General features: G+C 65.4%; 18 protein-coding genes, 1 tRNA gene and 1 CRISPR repeat array. Of the genes, 7 read left to right on the top strand and 12 right to left on the bottom strand.

The annotated features are described in order from the left end of the window. Positions 1–48 precede the first annotated feature (48 nt). The 4 genes from DSHI_RS16355 (at position 49) to DSHI_RS16345 (ending at position 2805) form a co-directional block, all read left to right on the top strand. Positions 49–124, top strand: a tRNA-Lys gene (locus DSHI_RS16355). Positions 125–260: 136 nt separating this feature from the next. Further along, positions 261–1031, top strand: a complete 771-nt coding sequence (locus DSHI_RS16350) for a hypothetical protein (RefSeq protein ID WP_012179887.1) — start codon at positions 261–263, stop codon at positions 1029–1031. Then, positions 1015–1326: a hypothetical protein gene (locus DSHI_RS22825; RefSeq protein ID WP_083768401.1), complete on the top strand. Its 312-nt coding sequence runs from the start codon at positions 1015–1017 to the stop codon at positions 1324–1326. The genes DSHI_RS16350 and DSHI_RS22825 overlap by 17 nt, the downstream gene beginning before the upstream one ends. Before the next feature lie 39 nt (positions 1327–1365). After that, a complete protein-coding gene (locus tag DSHI_RS16345; protein ID WP_012179885.1) occupies positions 1366–2805 on the top strand; it encodes a 7-cyano-7-deazaguanine synthase in 1440 nt (479 codons plus the stop codon). A gap of 3 nt (positions 2806–2808) precedes the next feature. On the opposite strand, the gene DSHI_RS16340 is transcribed toward DSHI_RS16345, so the two are convergent. From DSHI_RS16340 to DSHI_RS16295, 10 genes are all read right to left on the bottom strand, one after another. Then, on the bottom strand, positions 2809–3867 hold the full coding sequence (locus tag DSHI_RS16340; RefSeq protein ID WP_012179884.1) for a tyrosine-type recombinase/integrase: 1059 nt from the start codon (positions 3865–3867) through the stop codon (positions 2809–2811). After that, complete coding sequence (locus DSHI_RS16335; RefSeq protein ID WP_012179883.1) at positions 3845–4351, bottom strand: helix-turn-helix domain-containing protein; 507 nt, start codon at positions 4349–4351, stop codon at positions 3845–3847. Before DSHI_RS16335 ends, DSHI_RS16340 begins: the two co-directional genes overlap by 23 nt. Continuing rightward, positions 4351–4554 carry a MerR family transcriptional regulator gene (locus DSHI_RS16330; RefSeq protein ID WP_012179882.1) on the bottom strand — a complete coding sequence of 68 codons (204 nt, stop codon included), beginning with the start codon at positions 4552–4554 and terminating at the stop codon, positions 4351–4353. Before DSHI_RS16330 ends, DSHI_RS16335 begins: the two co-directional genes overlap by 1 nt. A 225-nt stretch (positions 4555–4779) precedes the next feature. Beyond that, positions 4780–6820: direct repeats of the CRISPR family, unit length 29 nt; unit sequence GGGTCTATCCCCGCGGGGGCGGGGGAGCC. Between the two features lie 63 nt (positions 6821–6883). Then, entirely contained in the window at positions 6884–7177 is a 294-nt protein-coding gene (cas2e, locus tag DSHI_RS16325) for a type I-E CRISPR-associated endoribonuclease Cas2e (protein WP_012179881.1), read from the bottom strand. A gap of 31 nt (positions 7178–7208) precedes the next feature. Beyond that, a complete protein-coding gene (cas1e, locus tag DSHI_RS16320) occupies positions 7209–8084 on the bottom strand; it encodes a type I-E CRISPR-associated endonuclease Cas1e (protein ID WP_012179880.1) in 876 nt (291 codons plus the stop codon). 4 nt (positions 8085–8088) lie between these two features. After that, positions 8089–8880: a type I-E CRISPR-associated protein Cas6/Cse3/CasE gene (locus tag DSHI_RS16315; RefSeq protein WP_012179879.1), complete on the bottom strand. Its 792-nt coding sequence runs from the start codon at positions 8878–8880 to the stop codon at positions 8089–8091. Continuing rightward, positions 8877–9563 carry a type I-E CRISPR-associated protein Cas5/CasD gene (gene cas5e, locus DSHI_RS16310; RefSeq protein ID WP_012179878.1) on the bottom strand — a complete coding sequence of 229 codons (687 nt, stop codon included), beginning with the start codon at positions 9561–9563 and terminating at the stop codon, positions 8877–8879. Before cas5e ends, DSHI_RS16315 begins: the two co-directional genes overlap by 4 nt. Then, positions 9560–10681, bottom strand: a complete 1122-nt coding sequence (gene cas7e, locus DSHI_RS16305; RefSeq protein ID WP_012179877.1) for a type I-E CRISPR-associated protein Cas7/Cse4/CasC — start codon at positions 10679–10681, stop codon at positions 9560–9562. The genes cas5e and cas7e overlap by 4 nt, the downstream gene beginning before the upstream one ends. Then, the gene (locus tag DSHI_RS21485; protein ID WP_012179876.1) at positions 10674–11249 is read right to left on the bottom strand and encodes a type I-E CRISPR-associated protein Cse2/CasB; all 576 of its coding nucleotides are present in this window, start codon (positions 11247–11249) and stop codon (positions 10674–10676) included. The genes cas7e and DSHI_RS21485 overlap by 8 nt, the downstream gene beginning before the upstream one ends. Beyond that, the gene (locus DSHI_RS16295) at positions 11242–12756 is read right to left on the bottom strand and encodes a hypothetical protein (RefSeq protein WP_203426289.1); all 1515 of its coding nucleotides are present in this window, start codon (positions 12754–12756) and stop codon (positions 11242–11244) included. The genes DSHI_RS21485 and DSHI_RS16295 overlap by 8 nt, the downstream gene beginning before the upstream one ends. A 198-nt stretch (positions 12757–12954) precedes the next feature. On the opposite strand from DSHI_RS16295, the gene DSHI_RS16290 reads away from it, so the two are divergent. After that, positions 12955–15507, top strand: coding sequence for a CRISPR-associated helicase/endonuclease Cas3 (locus DSHI_RS16290; protein ID WP_050757855.1), 2553 nt, complete (start codon positions 12955–12957; stop codon positions 15505–15507). Positions 15508–15998: 491 nt separating this feature from the next. Here the strand turns inward: DSHI_RS16290 and DSHI_RS16285 are convergent, their stop codons facing one another. Then, positions 15999–17165: a tyrosine-type recombinase/integrase gene (locus DSHI_RS16285; protein WP_012179873.1), complete on the bottom strand. Its 1167-nt coding sequence runs from the start codon at positions 17163–17165 to the stop codon at positions 15999–16001. Positions 17166–17787: 622 nt separating this feature from the next. On the opposite strand from DSHI_RS16285, the gene soxC reads away from it, so the two are divergent. After that, complete coding sequence (gene soxC / locus DSHI_RS16280; protein ID WP_012179872.1) at positions 17788–19059, top strand: sulfite dehydrogenase; 1272 nt, start codon at positions 17788–17790, stop codon at positions 19057–19059. Then, entirely contained in the window at positions 19046–19666 is a 621-nt protein-coding gene (locus tag DSHI_RS16275) for a c-type cytochrome (RefSeq protein WP_012179871.1), read from the top strand. Before soxC ends, DSHI_RS16275 begins: the two co-directional genes overlap by 14 nt. Positions 19667–19918: 252 nt before the next feature. Here the strand turns inward: DSHI_RS16275 and DSHI_RS16270 are convergent, their stop codons facing one another. After that, positions 19919–21448, bottom strand: a complete 1530-nt coding sequence (locus tag DSHI_RS16270) for a phospholipase D family protein (protein ID WP_245533021.1) — start codon at positions 21446–21448, stop codon at positions 19919–19921. Positions 21449–21471 lie beyond the last annotated feature (23 nt).

The following is a 21471-nucleotide window of genomic DNA, read 5'->3' as shown; positions in this document are numbered from 1 at the left end:
TCCACCCTTGACCGTCTTGAACCCACTGGCTAAACGGGCCGCCAGAGTGGGCCGTTAGCTCAGTTGGTAGAGCAACTGACTTTTAATCAGTGGGTCGCAGGTTCGAATCCTGCACGGCTCACCACTGTTTTCAATATCTTACGTACAGATGCAGATCTGGGTGCTAGTGCCGGGTAAGCGCCAGGTAAGCTTTGTGCGTCGTTTTGGCCTTTGATTTTGGTGGCTGCATCGGCGAGCGTCTTTCCTAACGGGAGGATGCCATGGGCCATATAAGGCTGGGCACGTTGCCGCGGTCCAGGAAGTGGCGCGAGGTCATTTCTCTGATCGGCTCGGACGCGCCCCTGGAGGCTGTCGCGGAGGCAGCGGCCAAGGCATCCGAGCGCGACCTCTCGAAGGCCAGCCAAGACCCCCGGTTTCAGTTCGTTGCATCCTTACTCGTGCGCCTGCCGCTTCTGGCGCGCGCGCCTGGCTTCGAGGCGGCGCTGGCTGATCTGGGCGTTGGCGAGACCGCACCGGGATCCGTCACGGGGCTGCTTGCAGGGCTGGAGCTAGCGATCGATCGCAACACCTTCGAGACAGGCGTGTCGTCCGATGCTGGTGAGTTGGCCAAATCCGCCTTTCTGGAGTCGTTATCGGTTCAACTGCGCGACCGGTTGCCCACGCTCTTCGAGCCCACGCCCCAGGAGATCCGCGCCGCGCTTGGCAGCTTTGCCTCGGGTGATCGCTTTGCGGGGTTGGCGCGGGATTTCTTTGCACGTCTGACCCAGCGGTCGCTTGATTATTATCTGAGCCGGGAGTTGGCCAACCATACAGGCCAGGGTGCCCGCTTCGCTGATGATAGCCAGCGCGTCGCCTTCCAGCAGGCGCTGGCGCGGCACACGTTCGAGGCGTCGCGCATCGTCGAGGAGTTTGCCGGCGGATGGTATGGCAAGACCGTGTGGCAGAAGCAGGCGCTGGATCAGCCCGCCATCGACCGGTTCACGGACTATGCCTTCAAGAAGTTGAGACAAGAGCTTGGCCGCCGCCGCTGAGCCGCCGGTGCATGAGGTCGTGTGCCTGCCCCATGAGAGCGCGCGCGACGGCGATGATCTGCTGCGCCTGACGATCGACGGCGCGCCTGTCACCATGAAGCTCAGCATCGGTAGGCTCAGTGCCCGGCTGGTGGCCGATCTGCCCGATCGGGCGCTGGACCTGCTTGAGATCGCGGCGCTGGTTTATGGCGCGGACGCCGCCGTCAGCCGGGGCGGGTCCGCGGATCAGCACATGGGCGCGAAGTGGCACCGCCGGTTCTCGGTGACGGTCCTGGTGCGCGACGCGGCGTTTTGAAGCGCGCCAGAGGTCACGCATGCACTGGAAGAGACGCTCATGTTCCTGACCGGAGATCGGTTCGCCTTCACGTTCACCGAAGCGCCCTCCGCAAAGGCGCCGAGATCGCCTTTCTTCAAGTTCGACAAGGAAAGCTCCTGGCAGGCAACGCGGGTGCTGATGTTCTCGGGTGGTCTCGATTCCCTCTCCGGGGCTGTGGAGGAGATCGCCGAGCATGGCCAACGGGTGGCACTTGTCAGCCATTTCTCCGCGACAAAGATCGCGCCGGTACAGCGATACATGCAAAGGAGTCTCGCGGACGCGTTCGGCGCCAACACGTGCCAGCATGTCCCTGTGCAGGTTCAGATGATGGGGCGCTCACTGAAGGAAGGCACGCATCGCAGCCGGTCGTTCCTGTTTGCAGCCTTGGGAGCGATCACGGCGGAGGCCTTCGACCTGAACCGGGTGTCCTTTCATGAGAACGGTGTGGTGAGCCTGAACCTCCCGCCGGTCGGAAACGTCCTTGGTACAAGGGCCACACGGACGACGCACCCACAGACGCTCTCCCGGTTCACCGCGCTGCTGGGGCAGGTTTTCCAAGGCGCGATGCGCGTTGATAACCCGTATTTCTGGCGGACGAAGAAAGAGGTGGTCGAGACGATCGCGCGCCTGAACATGGCTGAACAGATCGCTGTTTCGCGCAGTTGCGCCGACGTCCACAACCAGACCCGGCAACATCCGCATTGCGGCCGGTGTTCCCAGTGCATCGATCGTCTCGAAGGCAGCAGAACTGATGTTCGCGACCGCGAGATTGCGCTGTCATATGTGCGCAATGCCCAGGCCTTCGAGTATATGACGCCGGAGGATCTCGAGAGATCCTTGCCTGCGGTGCTCGATGCCGTGATGCATGTGCAGCAGCCACCCGAAACCGCCCTGGACATGATCCGCGGCCTTCTGGCGCGCCACGGGTCAAGCGTTGCAGGCGTCATGCGCAAGGCCCTCGATCAGCGCGCCGCGGGGAGCTTTCCTGCGCATAGCCTGCCCCGACTGTACGGTGAGATGCAGACACAGGTTTTGTTGCCGACCGTAGCCGTCGCTGCAGCACCGGCTGGACGCGCCGAGCCGGAGACAATCGCGGTCGAGATCGATGGCGCCGCGCGATGGGTACGAGTAGGACCGCATATCACGTTCCAGCGCGATGCCAATGCAGACCTGCTCCTTGTCCTTGCAGAGAGCTGGTTGTCCGGGGCAGGGCAGGGCCTCACTCCCCTCGACTACCCTTGTATCTCTGCGCCGGAGCTCGCCAGGCGGCTCGGACTGGAAAGTGAAGAGGCGCTGCGACGCCGGGTTCTGAGAGCGAGAAACGCCTTGCAAAAAAAGTTCGCGTCGTCTGGATTGGACGCGGATGCGACGAGGGAAATCATCGAGAACGTGCCGTGGCAGGGCTATCGCCTTGCTCCGGACCGGGTGACGGTCCGTCGTCGCGTGGACAAAGGCTAGGCTTTACTCGATCACGTCAAGGTCGTCGTCGATAGCCGCGCGTTCGCGGAAGCGGGTCATCAGTTCCATCTGGCGGCCAGGTGCGACCGATCCGTAGGAGCGGAAGGTGGTGAGAACGTCGTCGTGGCCCATGTTCTGTGACCATGCCTTGAACTCCTCCGGTGTGCGGCAATGCGCACTCGCCAGTTCGGCGATGGTGTCGCGAACGCGGTGCGGCGAGAAGGGCGGCAGCCCCGCATCGACAAAGGCCCTTTTGAAGATCTTCGCAGCGCTTGACGGACTGGCCCAAGGGGCTCGCGCAATGCCGAGAGCTTGGAACCGGCGATCCGGGCCAACACCCACCCGGGTCTTGGGAAAGAGAGGATCGCCACCGGAAAAGAGATGGTCACGCTTCAGCTCATTGATCCAGCCGAAGAGGATCTTCTCGAGCGCTGCGCCCATCGGATAGAAGCCCGTGGTGAAGGATTTGCCGAACTTGGTGTACACGTCGCGCCCGTCGAATTGCACGCAGCGATGGATCTTGTCGACATGGCGAACTTGCACGGAAATGGCCGCCCCCTCGCGGGAGCCGGTGAGGAACAGAAATGCCAGGAAAGCGCGGTTTCGGCGCTCGATGATAGAGCCGACGGCCATATTGGTGATGACGTGGCGGGCTTGGTCTGGCGAGGGATGCGGCTTCCAGAGCGACCCGCGGCGCGCCTGATCGGACTTGCGATCCGGGCTCAAGTAATCGGCATCCGACCGGCTGATGCGCGATTTGTAACCTGGTTGATCGGCAAGCCAATAATAAAACGCCTTGAGTTCCCGTAGGATGCTGTTCACCGTCGAGGCCGACAGCGGTGACCCGGTGCGCGCGTTCCTGAGACCGCCGAGATGGCGCTTGAAGGATCGGGCGCGTTCGCTGTGAAAAGCGCGAAAGTCCTTCCCGCCGAGCCAATCGTCGTAGCCGGTTATCGCGGCCGCTGTCTTGTCGATCGATGCCTCGGACAAACCGCGGGCGTCCTTGAGCCAGACGAGGTATTTGCGCTTGATGCGCTGGTTATCGCTGTTGCGTCTTGCCATGGGTCCGGCGCTCCCTAGTGGAGGTGACATTTGAACGGGGATCTTCAAGGGACACTAATCTTGGCGAGGCCTGTTGGATTGTGACCTCCAGTTTGGCCCGGATGGCCTCCAGATCGGCGCGCCTAACCATCTTGTTCATGAGGGCGCCACAGGCCGGGCAGATCCCTGTGAGCTGCCCGGTTTCCGTGGTCTGCTGGACGTAGTCCGCCATCCGGCCGTCGGGTTCCTGAGGTGCCTTGCAGCCAAGGCAGTAGCAGTGATGCAGCGCCAGTTTGCAGCGGAGCCGAGCGACCCGTTGGCCCAGAAACGCCTTCAGATCGCGCCCGTCGATGAGCCAAGGACGCTTGCGCATGTCCGCTGCAAGCGCCCCGGACCTGATCCAGCGCCCGACCGTCTGCTTGTGGCACCCGAGCGCGTCGGAAACCTCCCAGACCGTGTAGATGCGGTGGGTCTTGATCCGATTGGCGGGGAACCGCTTCGCCATCAGCCGCGCCCCGGATCGAGCGGGCCGTGGGTGTTCTGGCAAACCTGCCCGGCCTCATAGGCCTCGATCTCGGCCTCGTCATAGAGTACCCGCGCCCCGATCTTGAGAAACCGTGGTCCCTTCCCCAACCACCGCCACTGCTCCAGTGTCCGCGGCGACACATACCACCGCGCCGCCAGTTGCGCCTGCGTGAGCTTTGCCATTTGCTTTCCTCTTCACCTCAATGCGGACCGCCAGGATGCGGTGCGCTTCTAGAGGAAAAGATGTGCTTCTACGGGGAGGAAAGATGTGGACAGAGTCGCAAAAGTTGTGACGGTTTCTGTGGTAAGCTACTGAAATATCTAGGGCGAAAGCTTGAAGTCGTGGCTATCCTGGAAAGCACGTGACCTGCCACTGAACTTTCATCCAGCCGCGACCGAAGCCTGCGGGGGTCTATCCCCACAGGGGCGGGGGAGCCCCACCCAGCGATGTGCAGGAAGCGCTCGCGCCGGGTCTATCCCCGCGGGGGCGGGGGAGCCTGACGCACGTAGTCCGGCCCGAGCGGGGCCTTGGGTCTATCCCCGCGGGGGCGGGGGAGCCTCCACACCAATAATATACCGCTGGCGGTCGTAGGGTCTATCCCCGCGGGGGCGGGGGAGCCTACCTCGAAGGAGGCGACACCCCAATCGCTACGGGTCTATCCCCGCGGGGGCGGGGGAGCCGTGATGCGGTTTCAGTTGACGACGCGAGCCGAGGGTCTATCCCCGCGGGGGCGGGGGAGCCTCGGCGCTGGTGGCGGTCGCAGTGCCCTCGCTGGGTCTATCCCCGCGGGGGCGGGGGAGCCCGGCCCAGGATTATCGACGTGCACGTGTTCCACGGTCTATCCCCGCGGGGGCGGGGGAGACACCTTTTGGGGATCGAGCATATCGGCCATTGCGGGTCTATCCCCGCGGGGGCGGGGGAGCCCTCGATATAGGTCAGGTGCTTTTCGTAATCGCGGGTCTATCCCCGCGGGGGCGGGGGAGCCACCAGATCCTCGATAGTGTCACCCTTGCCGCCGGGTCTATCCCCGCGGGGGCGGGGGAGCCAGGAACGCCACCACAGCCAGCAGGAGCGCGCCGGGTCTATCCCCGCGGGGGCGGGGGAGCCGCGTTGATCTTCAAGAATAGGTCGTCACCAAAGGGTCTATCCCCGCGGGGGCGGGGGAGCCGATCACTAACCGTCACGCCAAAACGCTCGGCGGGGTCTATCCCCGCGGGGGCGGGGGAGCCGCGGCGCCGGACTCCGTGGCGATGATGCGGATGGGTCTATCCCCGCGGGGGCGGGGGAGCCGGTGAAACGGTCGCGGATCAAGCGATCCCACTGGGTCTATCCCCGCGGGGGCGGGGGAGCCATATGAAGCTGCGCCCGAACATGATTTACTACGGGTCTATCCCCGCGGGGGCGGGGGAGCCGTGAATTCATCCAGGCCGCTGGTTTCGGGTGGGGGTCTATCCCCGCGGGGGCGGGGGAGCCCCTTGCCCGTCGGGTGGGCCGAGGGGTTCAAGGGTCTATCCCCGCGGGGGCGGGGGAGCCTTGAACGTCTCAACCGCGACGCTATCAGTCTCGGGTCTATCCCCGCGGGGGCGGGGGAGCCGGTCGGGATCTTGACTTCGCGACGTGTGGTCGGGGTCTATCCCCGCGGGGGCGGGGGAGCCAGCGGGTCAGGTCCAACCACAGCTCCCTCCGGGGGTCTATCCCCGCGGGGGCGGGGGAGCCCGCTGAGCGTCCGGTCTTCGTCATAGGTGAGTGGGTCTATCCCCGCGGGGGCGGGGGAGCCGGCTTTGGCGGCTTTTTCGACGGCATAGGACAGGGTCTATCCCCGCGGGGGCGGGGGAGCCCCCGGCGCGGGGGTGTTCGAGGACCAGGACGGGGGTCTATCCCCGCGGGGGCGGGGGAGCCCAGAATCACCTCCCCCCTCGTGCTGTCCAAGAGGGTCTATCCCCGCGGGGGCGGGGGAGCCACGCTGCCCAACGATCCCGAGGTGCTGTCCAAGGGTCTATCCCCGCGGGGGCGGGGGAGCCAACCTCGGCGGCGCAAGTCCAAGCACCTTCCCGGGTCTATCCCCGCGGGGGCGGGGGAGCCGCATCCAGCGCCCCGGCCAGGCGCGTCAGCAGGGGTCTATCCCCGCGGGGGCGGGGGAGCCAGCGGGTCAGGTCCAACCACAGCTCCCTCCAGGGGTCTATCCCCGCGGGGGCGGGGGAGCCATGAACCCCGGCGACCGGATCGCCCCGGTGTCGGGTCTATCCCCGCGGGGGCGGGGGAGCCCGGCATTCAGGGCCAGGCCCGTTGTCTGGAAAGGGTCTATCCCCGCGGGGGCGGGGGAGCCAGCGTCTCCGCGAGATACGTCCAGCCCGACCAGGGTCTATCCCCGCGGGGGCGGGGGAGCCCTGGTGGTGTCGGTGGCCGCCGGGGCGATGCCGGGTCTATCCCCGCGGGGGCGGGGGAGCCTCTTGGAGCCATTTCCTTGAAATTGCTCGCGATGTCAAAGGGCCGGGTTGAGCGGGTCGCGCTTCACTTTCGTTTTACGAGCAAAATTCCGTCCGCGTCCACGATTTCCTTCGGAGGTGTGCCCAGCATCTCCATCCCGAGACTGCCTGTGGCGGCCGGGTCCCGCCAGACCATGACGATCGCACCGCGGCCCAGGGTTTCGTACCAGTCCGACAGGACCGCCCAGACCCGTTGCCGCACGCCCGCGGACAGATCCGGGGCGACGTAGACCCCCGGTGCGACCTCAAGCATGACGGAGGTGAGAAATCCACGGTAGCGGGCCTCGACATCGCGGGTGACGACCATCGTCATGGGCATGGCGCGGCTGTCTCCGGCCGTGGCTCGCGGCTCATGGGCCCTCTTCGATCAGGGTCTTGATCCGGTCGATCATCGCGGGGATGACCTGCTCCTTCGCCAGCGTCTCGCCGGTCAGGCGGCGCGCGATACGCTCGACGGGCATGTCCGGGCGCTCGGCCGCGCGTTTGGCGGCGCGGAAGGCGCAGGGCAGTGTCACAGTTTCGCGCCAGAGGTCGGCGATATCGAGGACGAAGGACTGGCCGGGATCCTCGTGGATGAAGCCCAGTTGTGGCACGGTCGCGGTTGCGCTCACGGCGATGGCCGCAGCGGCCTCGACGGCGCTGGCGGCGTGGTTGAGGGCCTGGTTGGGCAGGTCGGCGGCTAGCGGGTCGGCCCGGTCGTAGCGCCGGCCGCGCCAGGGCACGCCGAAGCGCTCTGCGGTGATCTTATAGCTTTCCTTGACCCGGGCGCCTTCGATCCCGCGCAGGACATCCAGCGTGCGGTGTGGCAGGACCTCGCCAAGCCGGAGCGCGTACATGCGCCGCGCGATCATGATACGCATGTCGTCATCGGCCCAGAGCCGGGCCTGAAGCCGGGCGAGGCCGGAGCGGTCGGGGATCAGTGGCGGTGCGGTGTAGAGGCGCACGCCGTCCTCGCCCACGGCGGCGAGGGCCGTACGGGCATGGGCGAGCAGGCGCAGGGCGTCGTGGCTGACGGTGGAGCCGGGTCCAAGCAGGATCATCGACACGCCCTGGAGCGGGATCGCATGGTCCCCCTGCGCGAGGGCGTCGGGACCTTCGGCGGACCCGCGCTGGAAGGCAAGTGTGCCATCGCGGGCGGTCAGCGCCCCGCGCGCGAGATAGAGTAGCCCTGCGCGGTCCCCGTGGGGGACCTTCGCACTGTCGAGACCGAGCCGCCCCTTGAGCATTGCCCTATCCTTTCGGCACCGGGCGCCCGGGCGGGCGGATCAGCAACATGCCGTAGCCATAGGCTTTGTGGCGTCCGACCCCCCGGTGCAGTCGTTCCGCGAACGCTTTCGCGTCGCCTACCGTCAACGTGCCGTGCAGGGTCGCATCCGGACCTTCGCACCCCCGGCCGTCCTTGCGGGCGGCGAAGCTGCGGCGGAACGCGGCGAGGGTGACTTGCTCCAGTTCGGCGGCGGGGCCGAAGCGGTCGGCGAGCCAGGCGGCATAGACCGTCTCGCGGCTGCGTTCGGCGGTGTGCATGGCCTCCCGGTCGGGCTGGCGCAGAGCTTCGGCGAGAAAGGCATCGACTTCGGCGCCGGCCTTAAACCCGTGATCCCTTCCGGCGGCGCGATCGGCAGGCGCGGGGATGGCGGAGGCGAGGCGCACGACCGGGCGAAGACGGATGTCGAAGCCGAGCCTGCGCCCGGGCACGGCAAGCTCTGGCATCGGCTTGGTCTCGATCCGGTCGGGGGAGAGTGCGGTCACCATCGCCTCGGACAGCGGGACGGGCGCTGCGATCTCGCGTAGAGCGGTCGCATCCACGTCAGTGTAGGCCCAGAGCGTGCCGGACTTTGCCCGCGGGGCGACCACCAGTCGGAACGGTTGCAGGGCGCCGGGGCCGAAGGTCTCTGCCAGCAGGTGATGCAACGCCCGGCCCTCATCAAACGCCGCACGTCGGCCGCGGGTCCAGCCGCGCTCTCCCGCAGCCCGCGCAAGTGCGGGCAGATCGACCGGCAGACGCGCGAGATAGAGCGTCACAGTGTCCCCTCCACCAAGGCGCGAGTGCCGCCATGCAGCCCGCTGGACCAGACCCGTGTGTCGGCCACGTCGTGCACGCGGTGCCCGTCCGGGCCGTCGTCCTTGGGCCAGGCAGCTGGGCAGGGCGTTGCGCAGTTCAGTTCGGCGAGCGCCGCATATACGGTTGCGCCCCGGACCTCGCCCGCGCGCAGGGGTCGTGTCGGCAGGCATGGCTTGCGCCCAAGAAAGAGCGGCCGCGCGGGTCGGTCCAGCGCGGCGCCGATACGGTCGAGGGTCGGCTCGGCTTCGGCGAGGGCAAGCGTCAGGACGACCCTATACTCCGCATCCATGAGGAAATCGCGCCGCCGCCTGTGAGGCGCGTCGTAGCTTGCCCCGGCCCGGCCCTCCGGCGCGCCGCGCGTTGTCCAGCCCCGATCGGCCTTGGCGAGCTGAGCGTTCTGGCTGTCGGTCAGGGTGTCGCCCTCGCGCAGGATCAGCGCGCCAAAGCGCAGCCGGTCCTGCAGCGCCTGGAGTCGAGCTCTGTCGTCCCAGTCCCAGCCGAGCGCATTGGCGAGAAGCCCTGTCAGCATTGACGACCCAGGCCAGCGCGCGGTGGGGCCGACCTGGTCGATAGAGACCCTCCCGAAGGACAACATCGGCGCGCTCAAGCGTAAAACGAGCCAGCGTGTGTCGGTCCCGCTCATGACAGTTGGGCGGGCAGGGCGGCGGCCCAATCGGCCAACTCCTTGAGCGTTCCGCGCGCCGCACCGGGCAGATCGGTATTCCGCAGCGACAGGAAGCGCCGATCTTCGCCCGTCGAGTAGGCGGCATCCATCTCCGCCAGATGCTCCGTGAGTGCGTCGGTCGCCCCTGCCATGCCTGCCGCGGCCGGAACTGGATCACGGAACGCTTCGGCGAGGGAGCGGGGCTGGCGATCGCCGGCCTCCAGCAGCATCAGACCCGCTCGACCATAGGGCGCGGTCGAGCCCAGCTTGGCCCCCGGGGAGACCTCGGCGACCAAGTGGACGAGGTTGTGCAGGATCGGCCCCGACAGATCGGCCGCGGCAGGACCGAGGTTTTTCGCAAGCCCGGGCAGGTCGACGACCACGTAGCCGTAGTAGAGACCGCAGGTCAGCTCGGTTTCCTGGATCGTGTCTGCGCCTGGCTCGTCCTCCGAGAGGTCATCCACAGCCGTGAAATAGTCTGACTCACTTTCCTCGCCATGAACGGTAAAGGCATGGGCCACATGGACCGGCGCGGTGATGTTGGCCGAGGTGTCCGAGGTCACCATCCGCCCGAAGAGCGCGGCCGTCAGACCGCCGGGCAAGGCGACCGCGTCGCGCATCGCGGCGATGTTCTTCTTGAAGTCCTTGGCCCAGGCTTCAGCGGTCTTGGCCGCCGCCCCGGCATCGCCGCCCGCTTCGGCGACCAGGCGCTCGGCCTCGCCGCGCAGCCAGGCGATTTCCCGGTCCCCGAACAGGAGCGTCTGTCGCGCGGTTTTGCTGGTGCCCTTGTCCCCGTAGACGGCCTTTTGGAACACCGGCTCGATCGCGGCCACCACCGGTTCGGGGCCGAGGCCGCCGAGCACCTTGCGCGTCACCAGCTCGCGCGACCGAGAGGCCGCGTCGGCGCCGTCGATTGCGTGCAGAGCATGGGGATCCTCGGCGATCCGCCAATGCCGCTTGAGGCATTGGGACGAGATCCGGGTGCGCGGCGCGCCGCCATAGGTCAGCCGCTTGGCCAGCCCGCTGTCGTCGCGGTTGAGCAGGGCCGCCGTGTATGAGGTCAGCGTGTGGATCTGCAGAAAGCGGGGCTCAGGCATCAGCTCGGGTCTCCGTGTGGGCGGCGCGTTCGGCGCGGTCGAGGCATTGGTAGTATGGGCGGGCAAGCATGTCCGACGGATCGGCGCGCAGGAAAGCCCAGGCAATGTCGGGCACGTGCACCCCCATTTTCCCGGAGCGCGAGGCGGCAAGCGCACGGATCGCGCGGGTCAGCAGGATGGTTCTTTGTGCTCCGCGTGCGGCCAGAAGCTGCGCCAGACGGCGTTCGCTCAGCTTTGGCTTCGGTTTCTGCCCCGGTCCGAGCTTGCCCGGCCAATCGGGATCGCCCCCGTCACAGAGCACCTTGCCGAGGGGCCGCGCTGCGTCATGCAGGTCGCTGCGATCCTCGGGGGCGCCCTTTGGTGTCAGGATGCCAATCGCGCGGACGATGGGCACCCATTTCTCCGGCGCGTCCGACAGCATCGGGCGCGACGCGGCGAGACGCCAATAGGCGGGCACCGATCCGTCCCCGGTCATCCGGCGCAGGGCGGCCAGGGCCCCTGGGTCGAGAGGGCGAAGGGCGGCGGCGATGGACAGGGCCGTCGCGCCGTGGTCGCGGTCGTCAGGCATGGGTGACCTCCAACAGGTTGGCTTTGCGCAGCGCGCCCTCCAGTCGGCCCCGGGCGCGGATGCGGGCGCGGGGGGCGTGGATGCGCGCGCAGGGGATCGCGTCGAAGGCCCGGGTTAGCTCGTCGCGGGCGGTCGTCACTAGTACGGCACGGAAGTTGGCCCGGGCTTCGGCCAGTGCATCATCGCCCTCATCCATCCCGGCGATACGCGCCCAGAGATGGTCGAAGAAAATCCGGTCAGCGGTGGCATCCAGGCGCTCGCGGGCCGCCGCCGCCCGCTGACGCTGCGGTTTCCCCACAGTCTCGAAATCGCCGCGGGCCGCATAAAGCGCAACCGCTTCGCGCAGAGCTGCATCGGCCGCGGCGATTTCGGCCATCTGCTCCTGCGCGGCCCGCGCGATTCGGTTGCGTATGTCCGCAAGACCACGCACCCGTTTCGGCATCGGCACATTCCGCGACTGCAAGCCGTCCGTCTTGGAGTTACCCCGCGCTAGTGCCTCGGCGACCAGCACCATGTTCCCGGCGACCTCCCCTTCATCGAGGCGGGCCGCCAGCGGCAGTTGCCAGTAGCCTCCGGTCAGCAGATCGACCATGCGTCGGTAGTGAAACCGCCCCCCCTCACCAAGCGTCAGGGTTTTCGGGGTCGCGTCCTTGACATTCACCGGCGCCCAGGGATCGTCGAGCACCCCGTTGAAGGCTTTCGCCTCCACCCGTGCCGCTTTTGATGCCGCGCGTTCGGCGACGACGGTGCCGTCCCGCGCAACCAGCCGGATGCGGCGGCAGACCTCGATGGCGAGTGGGTCCATCTCGAGCGCTGGGATCTGACGCCCCTCAGGCCAGGGCAGCGTCCAGAGCAGGGCTTTGCCGCCGCGGGTCAGCAGGGTTGGCGCATTGCGATTGCGCAACACCAGCGCCAGGTCGCGCCGCCACCAGGATGCCGGGTCCGGCCGTCCGTCCGGACCGGCCGGAGCAAGACCCAACATCGCACGGCTGGATGAGCCGCCATTCATCCGCGCAATCCCAAAGTTGCCGCGCCCTCCATAGCCCTCGGAGGTCTGGAGGGAGATCAACGCGTACACCCAGTCCTCTGGCGCCGCCTGCGCCGCAATCTCCGATTTCAGGTCGTGGTTCCGCGATGTGATCAGCAGGTCCAGCGCGTCCGGCGTCGCAACCGGCTCCCATTTCAGCCCACCCGGATCCGGTGGCTGGAGAAAGGCCGGCTTGGTGCGATCAGGCCCGGTCAGATCCCATGGCCCAGCGACACCTTCTGTCAGCGCGACCAACAGGGCGTGCCAGTCGGCCTCATCCTGAGGGGGCTCCGCGCGCCCGGCCTTGTCTAGGGCCAGAGCGGCAAGCTGAACGCGGAACATGTGCCAGGCGGCGCGCTGATGGGCGCGCAGGCGGGGGAAACCGCGGACCTCATCACAGGCGAGCGCCGCGAAGAGGCCGGGTAGGTTAAGACGCCTGCCCCCTTCGGCGGAAAAGATCGGATCGGAAAGAAGGTTCACCGGCATGCTTTCCTGCACCGCGATAGCCCCGAGGGCCGAGCCCGAAGACCGCGACCTGGCGCGCTGTGCGCGAGCGATGATCCATTCTTGGGAACAGGCGTGCCGCGATGGGGAGAACAGGCCATACCAAGGAACCTTCAACTTGCACGCGAAACGTAGCAAGATGATGCCAGCTATTTGCGAAGGGTCAAGTACAACGTGGACGCGCGCATTACACACAACCCGGCCTGGGGAAAGACCGACGCGGCCGGACGCCCCTCGCATCACCTGGCCCACCATTCGATGGATGTGGCCGCGGTGCTGGAGGGGTTGCTTCGCCATCCGGTGATCTCGGCGCGCGCAGCCGCGGCGGCGGGCATTTACCTTAAGCCGGAGGCTGTCGCCTGGTTAAGCGCCTTTGCCTTTCTCCACGACATCGGCAAGCTGTCCCCGCGCTTTCAGGCCAAGGTCTGGCCCGATGGCATCGCGGGCGGAACGGCCAGTCACCTCAGCGAGGGGCTGATCTGGGCGGATCGGCTGCTAGACGGTCAGCCGCTTCTGGACGGGGCGGCCGGTCCGCTCGTTGCGCCGCTGGTCGCCGGCGGTATGGAAAAGGCGTGGTTTGGCGCGTTGCTGGCCCATCACGGTCGCCCGATGGCGTTCGACAGCTTTGTTTATCCGCCCAACCCGCGGGACGTCTTTCGAGACGTGCCGGGCTACGACTGGCGGGCCGAGGATCGCCGGATGGGTGCGGCTCTGCGCCAGTGGTTCCCTGAGATCGCCATCGATCTGGCGGTCCTGAGATCCCACCGCCTGGTGCACCTCTTCGCGGGTCTGCTGGCGCTCGCGGACTGGATCGGCTCCGACGACGGGGCGTTTCCCCAGCGCCGCGACTTTGACCCTGACTATGGCGCATCCGCCCGCGCGCGCGCCGCGGCGGCGCTTGTGGCCATCGGCCTGTCGAACCCTGCTTGGCCGGGGACCGCGCCCAGTTTCCGGGATTTGACAGGCCACCCGGTGCCGCGCGGCGTGCAACAAACGATCGCAGATATTCCCCTCGAGGCCCGCCTGGTGATCATCGAGGCAGAAACCGGCTCGGGCAAGACCGAGGCGGCGCTGGCCCATTTCGCGCGGTTGCGGTCCGAGGGGCGGGTCGATGCACTTTATTTCGCGGTTCCGACAAGGGCTGCTGCGGGACAGTTGCACCGCCGCATACAGGAGGCGATGGCGCGCATCGGCGGCCCGGAGGCGGTGCTCGCTGTGCCAGGAATGCTTCGCGCCGGGCTGGCGGAGGGACGCAAGCTGCCCGGCTTTCGCGTGCTGTGGGACGATGATCGCGTCCATTGGGCGGCGGAGCACCCCACGCGGTTTCTCGCTGCCCCTGTGGCGGTCGGAACGATCGACCAAGCACTTCTGGCGGGCTTGCAGGTGAAGCACGCACCCTTGCGGGCCGCCGCGCTGTCGCGGAGCCTTCTGGTGATCGACGAGGTCCATGCTTCGGACGCCTACATGAACGCGGTCGCCAGACCTCTGGTGGCTGGGCATACCGCGCTGGGGGGCCATACGCTCTTGATGTCGGCGACGCTCGGCGCGGGGCAACGGGCAGCCTGGCTCGGGCAGCCCGCCCCGTCGCAAAGGGCTGCGAGCGGGCTTCCATACCCCGCGATCTGGCACGATGCAGCTCCTGCGGACCCCCTGCGGCCCGATCCAGTTGGCTACGCCAAGTCGGTACATCCCCGTCTTGTCGGCACGATGGACGCGGAGGCCGCCGCGCACAAAGCCGTTGCGGCGGCTGAGAAGGGCGCCCGGGTTCTGGTACTGCGCAACACGGTGGAGGCGGCTGTGGCGACTTGGCGGGCGGCGACGCGTGCGCGCGCCGATTTGTGCCTCTCAGTTTTGGGCCAGCCAGCCCTGCATCACGCCCGGTTCGCGGCGGAGGATCGGCGAAAGCTGGATGCAGCGGTCGAGCAGGCTCTTGGGCGTGCGGGAGTGACAACGGGAATAGTGGTCTTGGGTACGCAAACCCTGGAACAATCTCTCGACATCGATGCGGATTTCCTGATCACGGACCTCTGCCCCATGGATGTCTTGTTGCAACGTATTGGTCGCCTGCACCGCCACGCGGATCGCACCCGGCCCGCAGGTTTCGAAGCAGCCGTCGCGTCCATTATGGTCCCCGAGTGCGGGCTGGCCGCCTTGGCCGATGGTCCGCGTTTCGAGAACGGGCTGGGCGCGTGGCAGACCGCCGGTGGTTACGCAGGGATCTATCTTGACCTGCGCGGCCTCGAACTCACCCGACGCTGCATTGCCGACCGGCCTGTTTGGCAGATCCCCGAGGACAACCGGACCCTTGTGGAGGCTGCGACGCATCCCGATGCCTTGGCTTCTGTCGAAGCCGCGCTGGACTGGGACGAGTATGGCCATCGCATCGATGCAAAGTCCCTCGCAGAAGGGCGCGCGGGCGGGCTTTTGTCCCTTGATCGGGGCGCGCCGTTCCCCACGGCTTTCCCGGGCGCTGACGAAGCGGTGCAGACCCGGCTGGGCGCGCGCGGCCCGAGTTTCGCATTGCCCACTGGCACCGTCGGCCCCTTCGGCACGCCAATCTCTGTGATCGCTCCCCCGGCCCACTGGTGCGTCGGCCTGACCGGAGAAGAGCCCGTGAACGTGACACAAGGAGAGACTGGGATTCGTCTGACCATTGGCGATAACGAATTTCTCTATGATCGCTCGGGGCTGTCACGCGCACGCGCGCCTCGGCGACCACTTGGATAACTCTATGGTTTTCATAGAAGCCGCACTTCGGTGCTGCGTGCTCTTTATGCAGGCTCATTGTTGCAACGAGGTAGAAATGTCTCACTTGGGCGCTGAGGGGAGAAAAAAACCGTGGCAGGGCGGAGACCTCAGAAGAGTAGGAATCAATTGTCCAACCCGCATTTGACAACGTTAATGCCTTAATATCACGTGGTTTTCCGGATTCGGCGCATGATTCTTAGGGTTCTCTGGCTAGACTTGTCGTTTCGCTGCGCAGCTTTTCCAAGCTCCTGTCTCCACACGAACCCGCATTTGCTCTCGCATGGACGATCTGGGCAGTATCGAGGCCGCCGCATAGTTTGAGCAAAGAGATCTGGCTGTTTTCTCGACTCTGATAGTCTTCTCGCCGACGATGCTGCAGGAGGCTGCATCCTGACCAACGGTTTCCGAAGGCTAGTTTTGCGGGTTGACGAAAAATGAGCCGGCGAGCGTGAAGCTCGTGGGTCGCCTCTTCATTTTTTTTCCGTGTTCGTCAGCTTCTGACCCATCACTTCGGCCGCCTGCCGCAAAGGATCATCTGCCAGATGCGCATAGCGCTGTGTCGTCATAGGGTTGGTGTGGCCAAGAAGGCGCCCAACAATGGGCAAGCTATGCCCACTAGAGACCAAATGGGACGCGTGGGTGTGCCGGTTGTCGTGGAGGCGATAGTCTTTGAGCCCGGCAGTGCTGGTGACCGATGTCCAGAAGCGCTTCAGGTCCTTGATGGGATGACCGGGCTTCCGGCCCGGGAAAACGAAAGGGCTGTCGTCGGTCCGTCCATGCGCAATGGATCGCAGGAGCGCCACGGTCGCTGCCGACAATGGCAGGTGCTCCGTGCGCTTCTGTTTCGTGTGATGAGAGGGCTTCACCCAGACACCGCGGTCAAGATCGAAGTCTGACCACTGTGATGTGAGAACCTCGCCGGTACGGGCGCCGGTCAGCAATTGAAGACGTATGGCATTCGCGGCGCGCTGATTTGGGTGCGCATCCAAGGCTTCACGCAGGCGGTCCAGTTCATTATCGGACAGCCATCGATACCGCTTCTCCTCCGCGAACCGCGGGACGCCCTTCACCGGGTTGTCGCCGCGCAGACCCCACCGGATCGCCAGTTCGAACATCTTGGACAGTAACGCGAGGACGCGATTGGCCTGGTAGGGCGTGTCACGGAGGCTGTTGTGGAGCCGCTGAATGTCCTTGTGGCTCACCTCATCCACCGATTGTCGACCGAATGCGGGAAGGACCACGCGATCCAGCAAAGATCGATCCATGGCCGCACTGCGGGGCCGCTTCTTGGGGAGCGCATGGTTGGTCATGTAGTCATCCGCGAGGTCTCGCATCGACTTCGCCTTCCGCCGCGCCTGCGCCTCCATGACGGGGTCGCCGCCGCGCAGCGCGTCCGCAAGATATCCACGCGCGATCTCGCGCGCCTGGTACAGGGTCATCAGCGGACCGTGCTGGCCGATCGTCTTGCGCCGTGAGCGCCCGGTCTGACGGTTGCGATACTGGACCACGTAACTTTTCGACCCGCTGCTTTTGACGCGCAAACCAAAGCCGGGCAGAGCGGTGTCCCAGAACACCTCGTCGCCGTCACCCGCGGCTGCACTCTCGACGAGTTTCTTGCTCAGTTTTACTTTGGGCATGGGTAAATGCTTCTCTTGGGTAAGCACTGGGTAAGCGTAAGGGAGCGAGTTGGCAAGTAGTGCAAAGTAATATGGAAAGGGTGGAATCTACTCAAGGCCTTGTGAAATATAATAAAAAATAGAAGTAACGAAGCAACCAGAGATCTATAGAAAATCTGACCTCACGACTCTTAATCAGCGGGTCGCAGGTTCGAATCCTGCACGGCTCACCACTGTTTCATCAAATGATCGATCCGTGCGTGATCTGCTTTTTGGGTGGGTTGGTATCGGCGGGTCTTGTGCGTTGAGCCTGCGCGGTGGCTGTAACGGTCTTTTCGAGACGCAAGGCCAGGCATGGTTTTCGGCCGGTCACATGTGCCATGCGCCCGAAATCAGGGGGGCCTCAGCCAAGGTCGGTATCGCGCGGTTTCAAGGGGCGAAACGCGGAACCTGATTTCGGCATGCGCCTTGGGGGCCATGGAGGCGGAGTGCTGGCGCATCCTGTCCCTGCCCAAGCTGGACGAACGACCAATTCCGCTCGATCGAAATAATAAAATCAAATTATTGAATGTAAGATAATAAAATTGCCTCGAATCGTTTTACTGGGCAATGATCGAACCTTACTTGCATTGGGAGAGCTTTCATGGACCAACCTGAGAAGTCTTCATCGCGCCTGCTGGCATCTTCTGGTCGCCGCGCTTTTCTGGGGGCCAGCGCCGGGCTTGGGGCTGCTGCCGTCGCCGGGCTTGCGGCCAGGGCCGCGCCGCTTGCCGTACCCGAAAGCAACCGGACCATGGGCGATCCGATCCCGGAGACGGATTACGGTATGCCGATCGAGTACGAGGACCACGTCCGGCGCAGGCGCACGGATGTTTTCGTCAATCGGCAGAACTATTCTGACTGGAGCATGACCCCCCTGCATCAACAGTTGGGCATCGCGACGCCCAACGGGCTGTTCTTCGAGCGCCACCATAACGGCGTTGCCCGGATTGACCCGGATGTGCACCGGGTCGCGATCCACGGAATGGTGCGGCAGCCGCTCCTGTTCTCGATGGACGACCTGATGCGGTATCCTTCGGTCTCGCGGTTTCATTTTCTGGAGTGCTCCGGCAACGGGCTGACGGATTGGCGCGAGGCACGTTCGACCACCGTGCAACAAAGCCATGGCCTTCTGTCCTGCGCGCAATGGACCGGCATCCCCCTGTCATGGCTTCTGGATGAAGCGGGCCTGCAGGACGGCGCGAGCTGGGTCGTTCTGGAGGGCGCCGATGGGTCCGGGCACCTGCGATCGATCCCGATCGACAAGATCATGGATGATGCGCTGCTGGCCTATGGTCAGAATGGTGAGATGCTGCGGGCGGAGCAGGGCTATCCGGTGCGTGCGATCCTTCCCGGCTGGGAAGGAAACACCAACGTCAAATGGCTGCGCCGGATCTATGTGACAAACGAACCGTTGCACGTTCGGGGCGAGACCGCGCGCTATACCGACCCCATGCCGGATGGCAAATGGCGGCAGTTCTCCATGGAGATGGAGGCGAAATCGGTCATCACCAACCCGTCCGGGGGCATGCGCCTGCCCGGACCGGGCCCGGTGGAGCTGTCCGGCTTTGCGTGGTCCGGAAACGGCACGATCAGCCATGTGGACGTGACCGTCGATGGTGGGCGCAGCTGGGTCGAAGCGCAACTCGAAGGCCCGGTGATGGAGAAGTGCCTGACGCGCTTCCGGTTCCGGTGGAACTGGGACGGAACGCCGGCGAAGATTGCCAGTCGCGCCGTCGACAGCACGGGATACGTGCAGCCCACCGCCGAGCAACTGGCGCGAGTCCGGGAGATCTCGGGCTTCGTGCAGCACAACAATGCGATCTTCCCATGGACGATCGCTTCCAACGGGGAGGTCGGCAATGCAATCGCGTAACTTGATCCGTGCGGCGGGGGTGTTTCTCGCGGCAACCGCGTTTCCGGTGTTCGCCTCCGACTGGGACCGGCCGGACGCCGCTTTTGGCACGCCGATCTCGGAGGCGGACCTTGTTTTGTGGGATATCGCGATTGCGACCCCGTCGGGGGGTAACCTTCCCGAAGGACAGGGCACCGTGGCCGAAGGCGCGGCGGTCTACGACGAGCTCTGCGTCGCTTGCCACGGCGAGAATGCGGAGGGCGGTGCGGATCTGATGTACGGCTCCATGGTGGGGGGCATCGGCACCATGACCGAAAGCCGCCGCGTCCTGACCCCGGGCAGCATGTATCCCTATGCGCCGATCCTGTTCGACTATGTCCGCCGGGCGATGCCCTTGGACAATCCGCACTCCATGACCAATGACGAGGTCTACGCGGTATCTGCCTATCTCTATCATCTCAATGGCCTGATCCCGGAGGATTTCGTCATGAATGCCGAGACCATGCCGGAGATCCAGATGCCGAACCGGGACGCATTCATCACCGACACACGGCCCGACACGATGAACGAGCGCTGCATGGAGGGGTGCGACCCGATCGGGACGGTCGCCATGGCGGACGAGGGCTGACGCCTGCGCAAGTCGGTTTGTGTCTGTGCCAGGCAGTGGCGGGGCCTTTGTGCTCGGCCGCCGCCGAAACAGGCCCGGAGGCCGCGCGGGGCGTCGTGGACACGATCCCGTAACGGAGGGTGGGTCGGTGCGAGTACACGGCTCCGGCGCGACCGGATCACCACGACACCGTTTTCGCAGCACCCCTCATCTTCTTGTACCGTGCTCTTTGCCTGACGCGGTGCCCGCAGAAACCGCTGGGAACAGGCAGCCTCAGAGTTGCGAGCCGATGGGCAGCAGAGCATAGAGCCCCGCGACGAAGTGGTCCCAGGGGGACCCGGTCGGCTCATGATAATAGATCCTTTGGGTGCCATCCGGGTCGGTCTCGGTCCACGAGATCCGATTGTCCTCTTCGAGCCGAACGGCAAATGCCTCGGCCTCCAGGGCCTCTGACAGAGCTTCCGAGGCGTTGGCGGTGAACGTGGGCGAGTCGATCAGGATGCCCATCTCGGTGTTGATGTTCACCGAACGCGGGTCCCAGTTGAACGACCCCACGAAAAGGTACCGATCATCGATGGTGAAGGCCTTGGCGTGCAAACCGGATTGCGATTGACCCCAGTTCACGCCCCGCCGCTGCGCGCGGTCCGCATCGGGTCGCAGCTCATAAAGGCTGACCCCGCTTTCCAGAAGCCGTCGTCTGTCCTTGGCATAATGCGCATAAACCGGTTTCACATCGTTGGAAGCCAGTGAGTTGGTGACTACGGAAACCTCGACGCCCTTGTCCTCGAGCTCGGCCAGCCAGGCGCTGCCGCGGTCGCGCGGCACGAAATAGGCGGAAATGATCTGAACGTCCGATTTCGCCGCGGCGAAGTATTTTGCGAGCTGCGACGCCAGGATTTCCCCGTCATCGTTTGCACCTGCCGCCTTCGACGGCGGGTCGGAATACATCCTTGCAGGCACCCATTCGAGCGCGAGGGTCGAGGCGGTGAAGTTCTGCGCCCTCGCCCGGCGGATGACGCTGGCATATTCCAGTTCGCGAGCATCCCCGATGAGTGCGTCGAGACGGTCGCGCGCTGCATCGAGGCTCATGTCTTTCGGTGCGCCGATCACGGCGCGGGCGGGCACCGCGAACCTGCTGTTCCAGTATGCATCGAAGTTGGTGGACACCGCGTCCACAACGGGGCCTGCCACCAGAACGTCGATATCCGAATAGTTCATGTCCCGCTTGGCGAGGAAATACTCGTCGCCGATATTCCGCCCCCCGACAATCGACATGGCATTGTCGGCGGTCATCGACTTGTTGTGCATCCGCCGGTTGATCCGCTTGAAGTCGGTCAGACCGGCGGCAAGCAGGTTCTGATCCCGCCAGAACGGATTGAAGAGCCGAATCTCGACGTTTTCATGGGCATCGAGGGCCGCCGTGGCAGCGTCATAGCCCCCTGTGTCCATGTCATCGAGCAAGAGACGGACCCGCACGCCCCGATCCGCGGCTTGAAGAAGGCTCCAGGCGAAGACATGTCCGGTGAGGTCATCGTGCAAGAGGTAGTATTGGGCGTCGATCGTCTGCTCGGCGGCGGCGGCCAGAGCAAGGCGGGCGGCGATCGCCTCTTCTCCGTTGCCGATCAATCTGACACCGGACCGGCCATCGCGCGGGTCGCCCAGCTGGCTGACGGCCCTTGCAAGCTGCGTGCGTGTCGGCTGGTCCGGTGCATAAGACGGCGTCTGCTCGAATGTGCGCACCGCTGGTCCGCAAGCGGACAGAAGCATCACGCTCAGACTGGCCATCAGGAAGAAGGTTTTCACGATATGCCTCGTTCGGGCTGCTG

This window comes from Dinoroseobacter shibae DFL 12 = DSM 16493 (genome assembly GCF_000018145.1).
In the GTDB taxonomy this organism is placed as follows: Bacteria; Pseudomonadota; Alphaproteobacteria; order Rhodobacterales; family Rhodobacteraceae; genus Dinoroseobacter; species Dinoroseobacter shibae.
The sequence above is the reverse complement of the archived record's forward strand: the minus strand, read 5'-3'. Positions and strand labels throughout refer to the sequence as shown.

Bases quoted from the DNA above. Each gene is read 5' to 3' on its own strand.
- DSHI_RS16350 (WP_012179887.1), top strand. From the start codon at position 261: ATGGGCCATATAAGGCTGGGCACGTTGCCGCGGTCCAGGAAGTGGCGC.
- DSHI_RS16345 (WP_012179885.1), top strand. From the start codon at position 1,366: ATGTTCCTGACCGGAGATCGGTTCGCCTTCACGTTCACCGAAGCGCCC.
- DSHI_RS16340 (WP_012179884.1), bottom strand. From the start codon at position 3,867: ATGGCAAGACGCAACAGCGATAACCAGCGCATCAAGCGCAAATACCTC.
- DSHI_RS16335 (WP_012179883.1), bottom strand. From the start codon at position 4,351: ATGGCGAAGCGGTTCCCCGCCAATCGGATCAAGACCCACCGCATCTAC.
- DSHI_RS16330 (WP_012179882.1), bottom strand. From the start codon at position 4,554: ATGGCAAAGCTCACGCAGGCGCAACTGGCGGCGCGGTGGTATGTGTCG.
- cas2e (WP_012179881.1), bottom strand. From the start codon at position 7,177: ATGCCCATGACGATGGTCGTCACCCGCGATGTCGAGGCCCGCTACCGT.
- cas1e (WP_012179880.1), bottom strand. From the start codon at position 8,084: ATGCTCAAGGGGCGGCTCGGTCTCGACAGTGCGAAGGTCCCCCACGGG.
- cas5e (WP_012179878.1), bottom strand. From the start codon at position 9,563: ATGAGCGGGACCGACACACGCTGGCTCGTTTTACGCTTGAGCGCGCCG.
- cas7e (WP_012179877.1), bottom strand. From the start codon at position 10,681: ATGCCTGAGCCCCGCTTTCTGCAGATCCACACGCTGACCTCATACACG.
- DSHI_RS21485 (WP_012179876.1), bottom strand. From the start codon at position 11,249: ATGCCTGACGACCGCGACCACGGCGCGACGGCCCTGTCCATCGCCGCC.
- DSHI_RS16285 (WP_012179873.1), bottom strand. From the start codon at position 17,165: ATGCCCAAAGTAAAACTGAGCAAGAAACTCGTCGAGAGTGCAGCCGCG.
- soxC (WP_012179872.1), top strand. From the start codon at position 17,788: ATGGACCAACCTGAGAAGTCTTCATCGCGCCTGCTGGCATCTTCTGGT.
- DSHI_RS16275 (WP_012179871.1), top strand. From the start codon at position 19,046: ATGCAATCGCGTAACTTGATCCGTGCGGCGGGGGTGTTTCTCGCGGCA.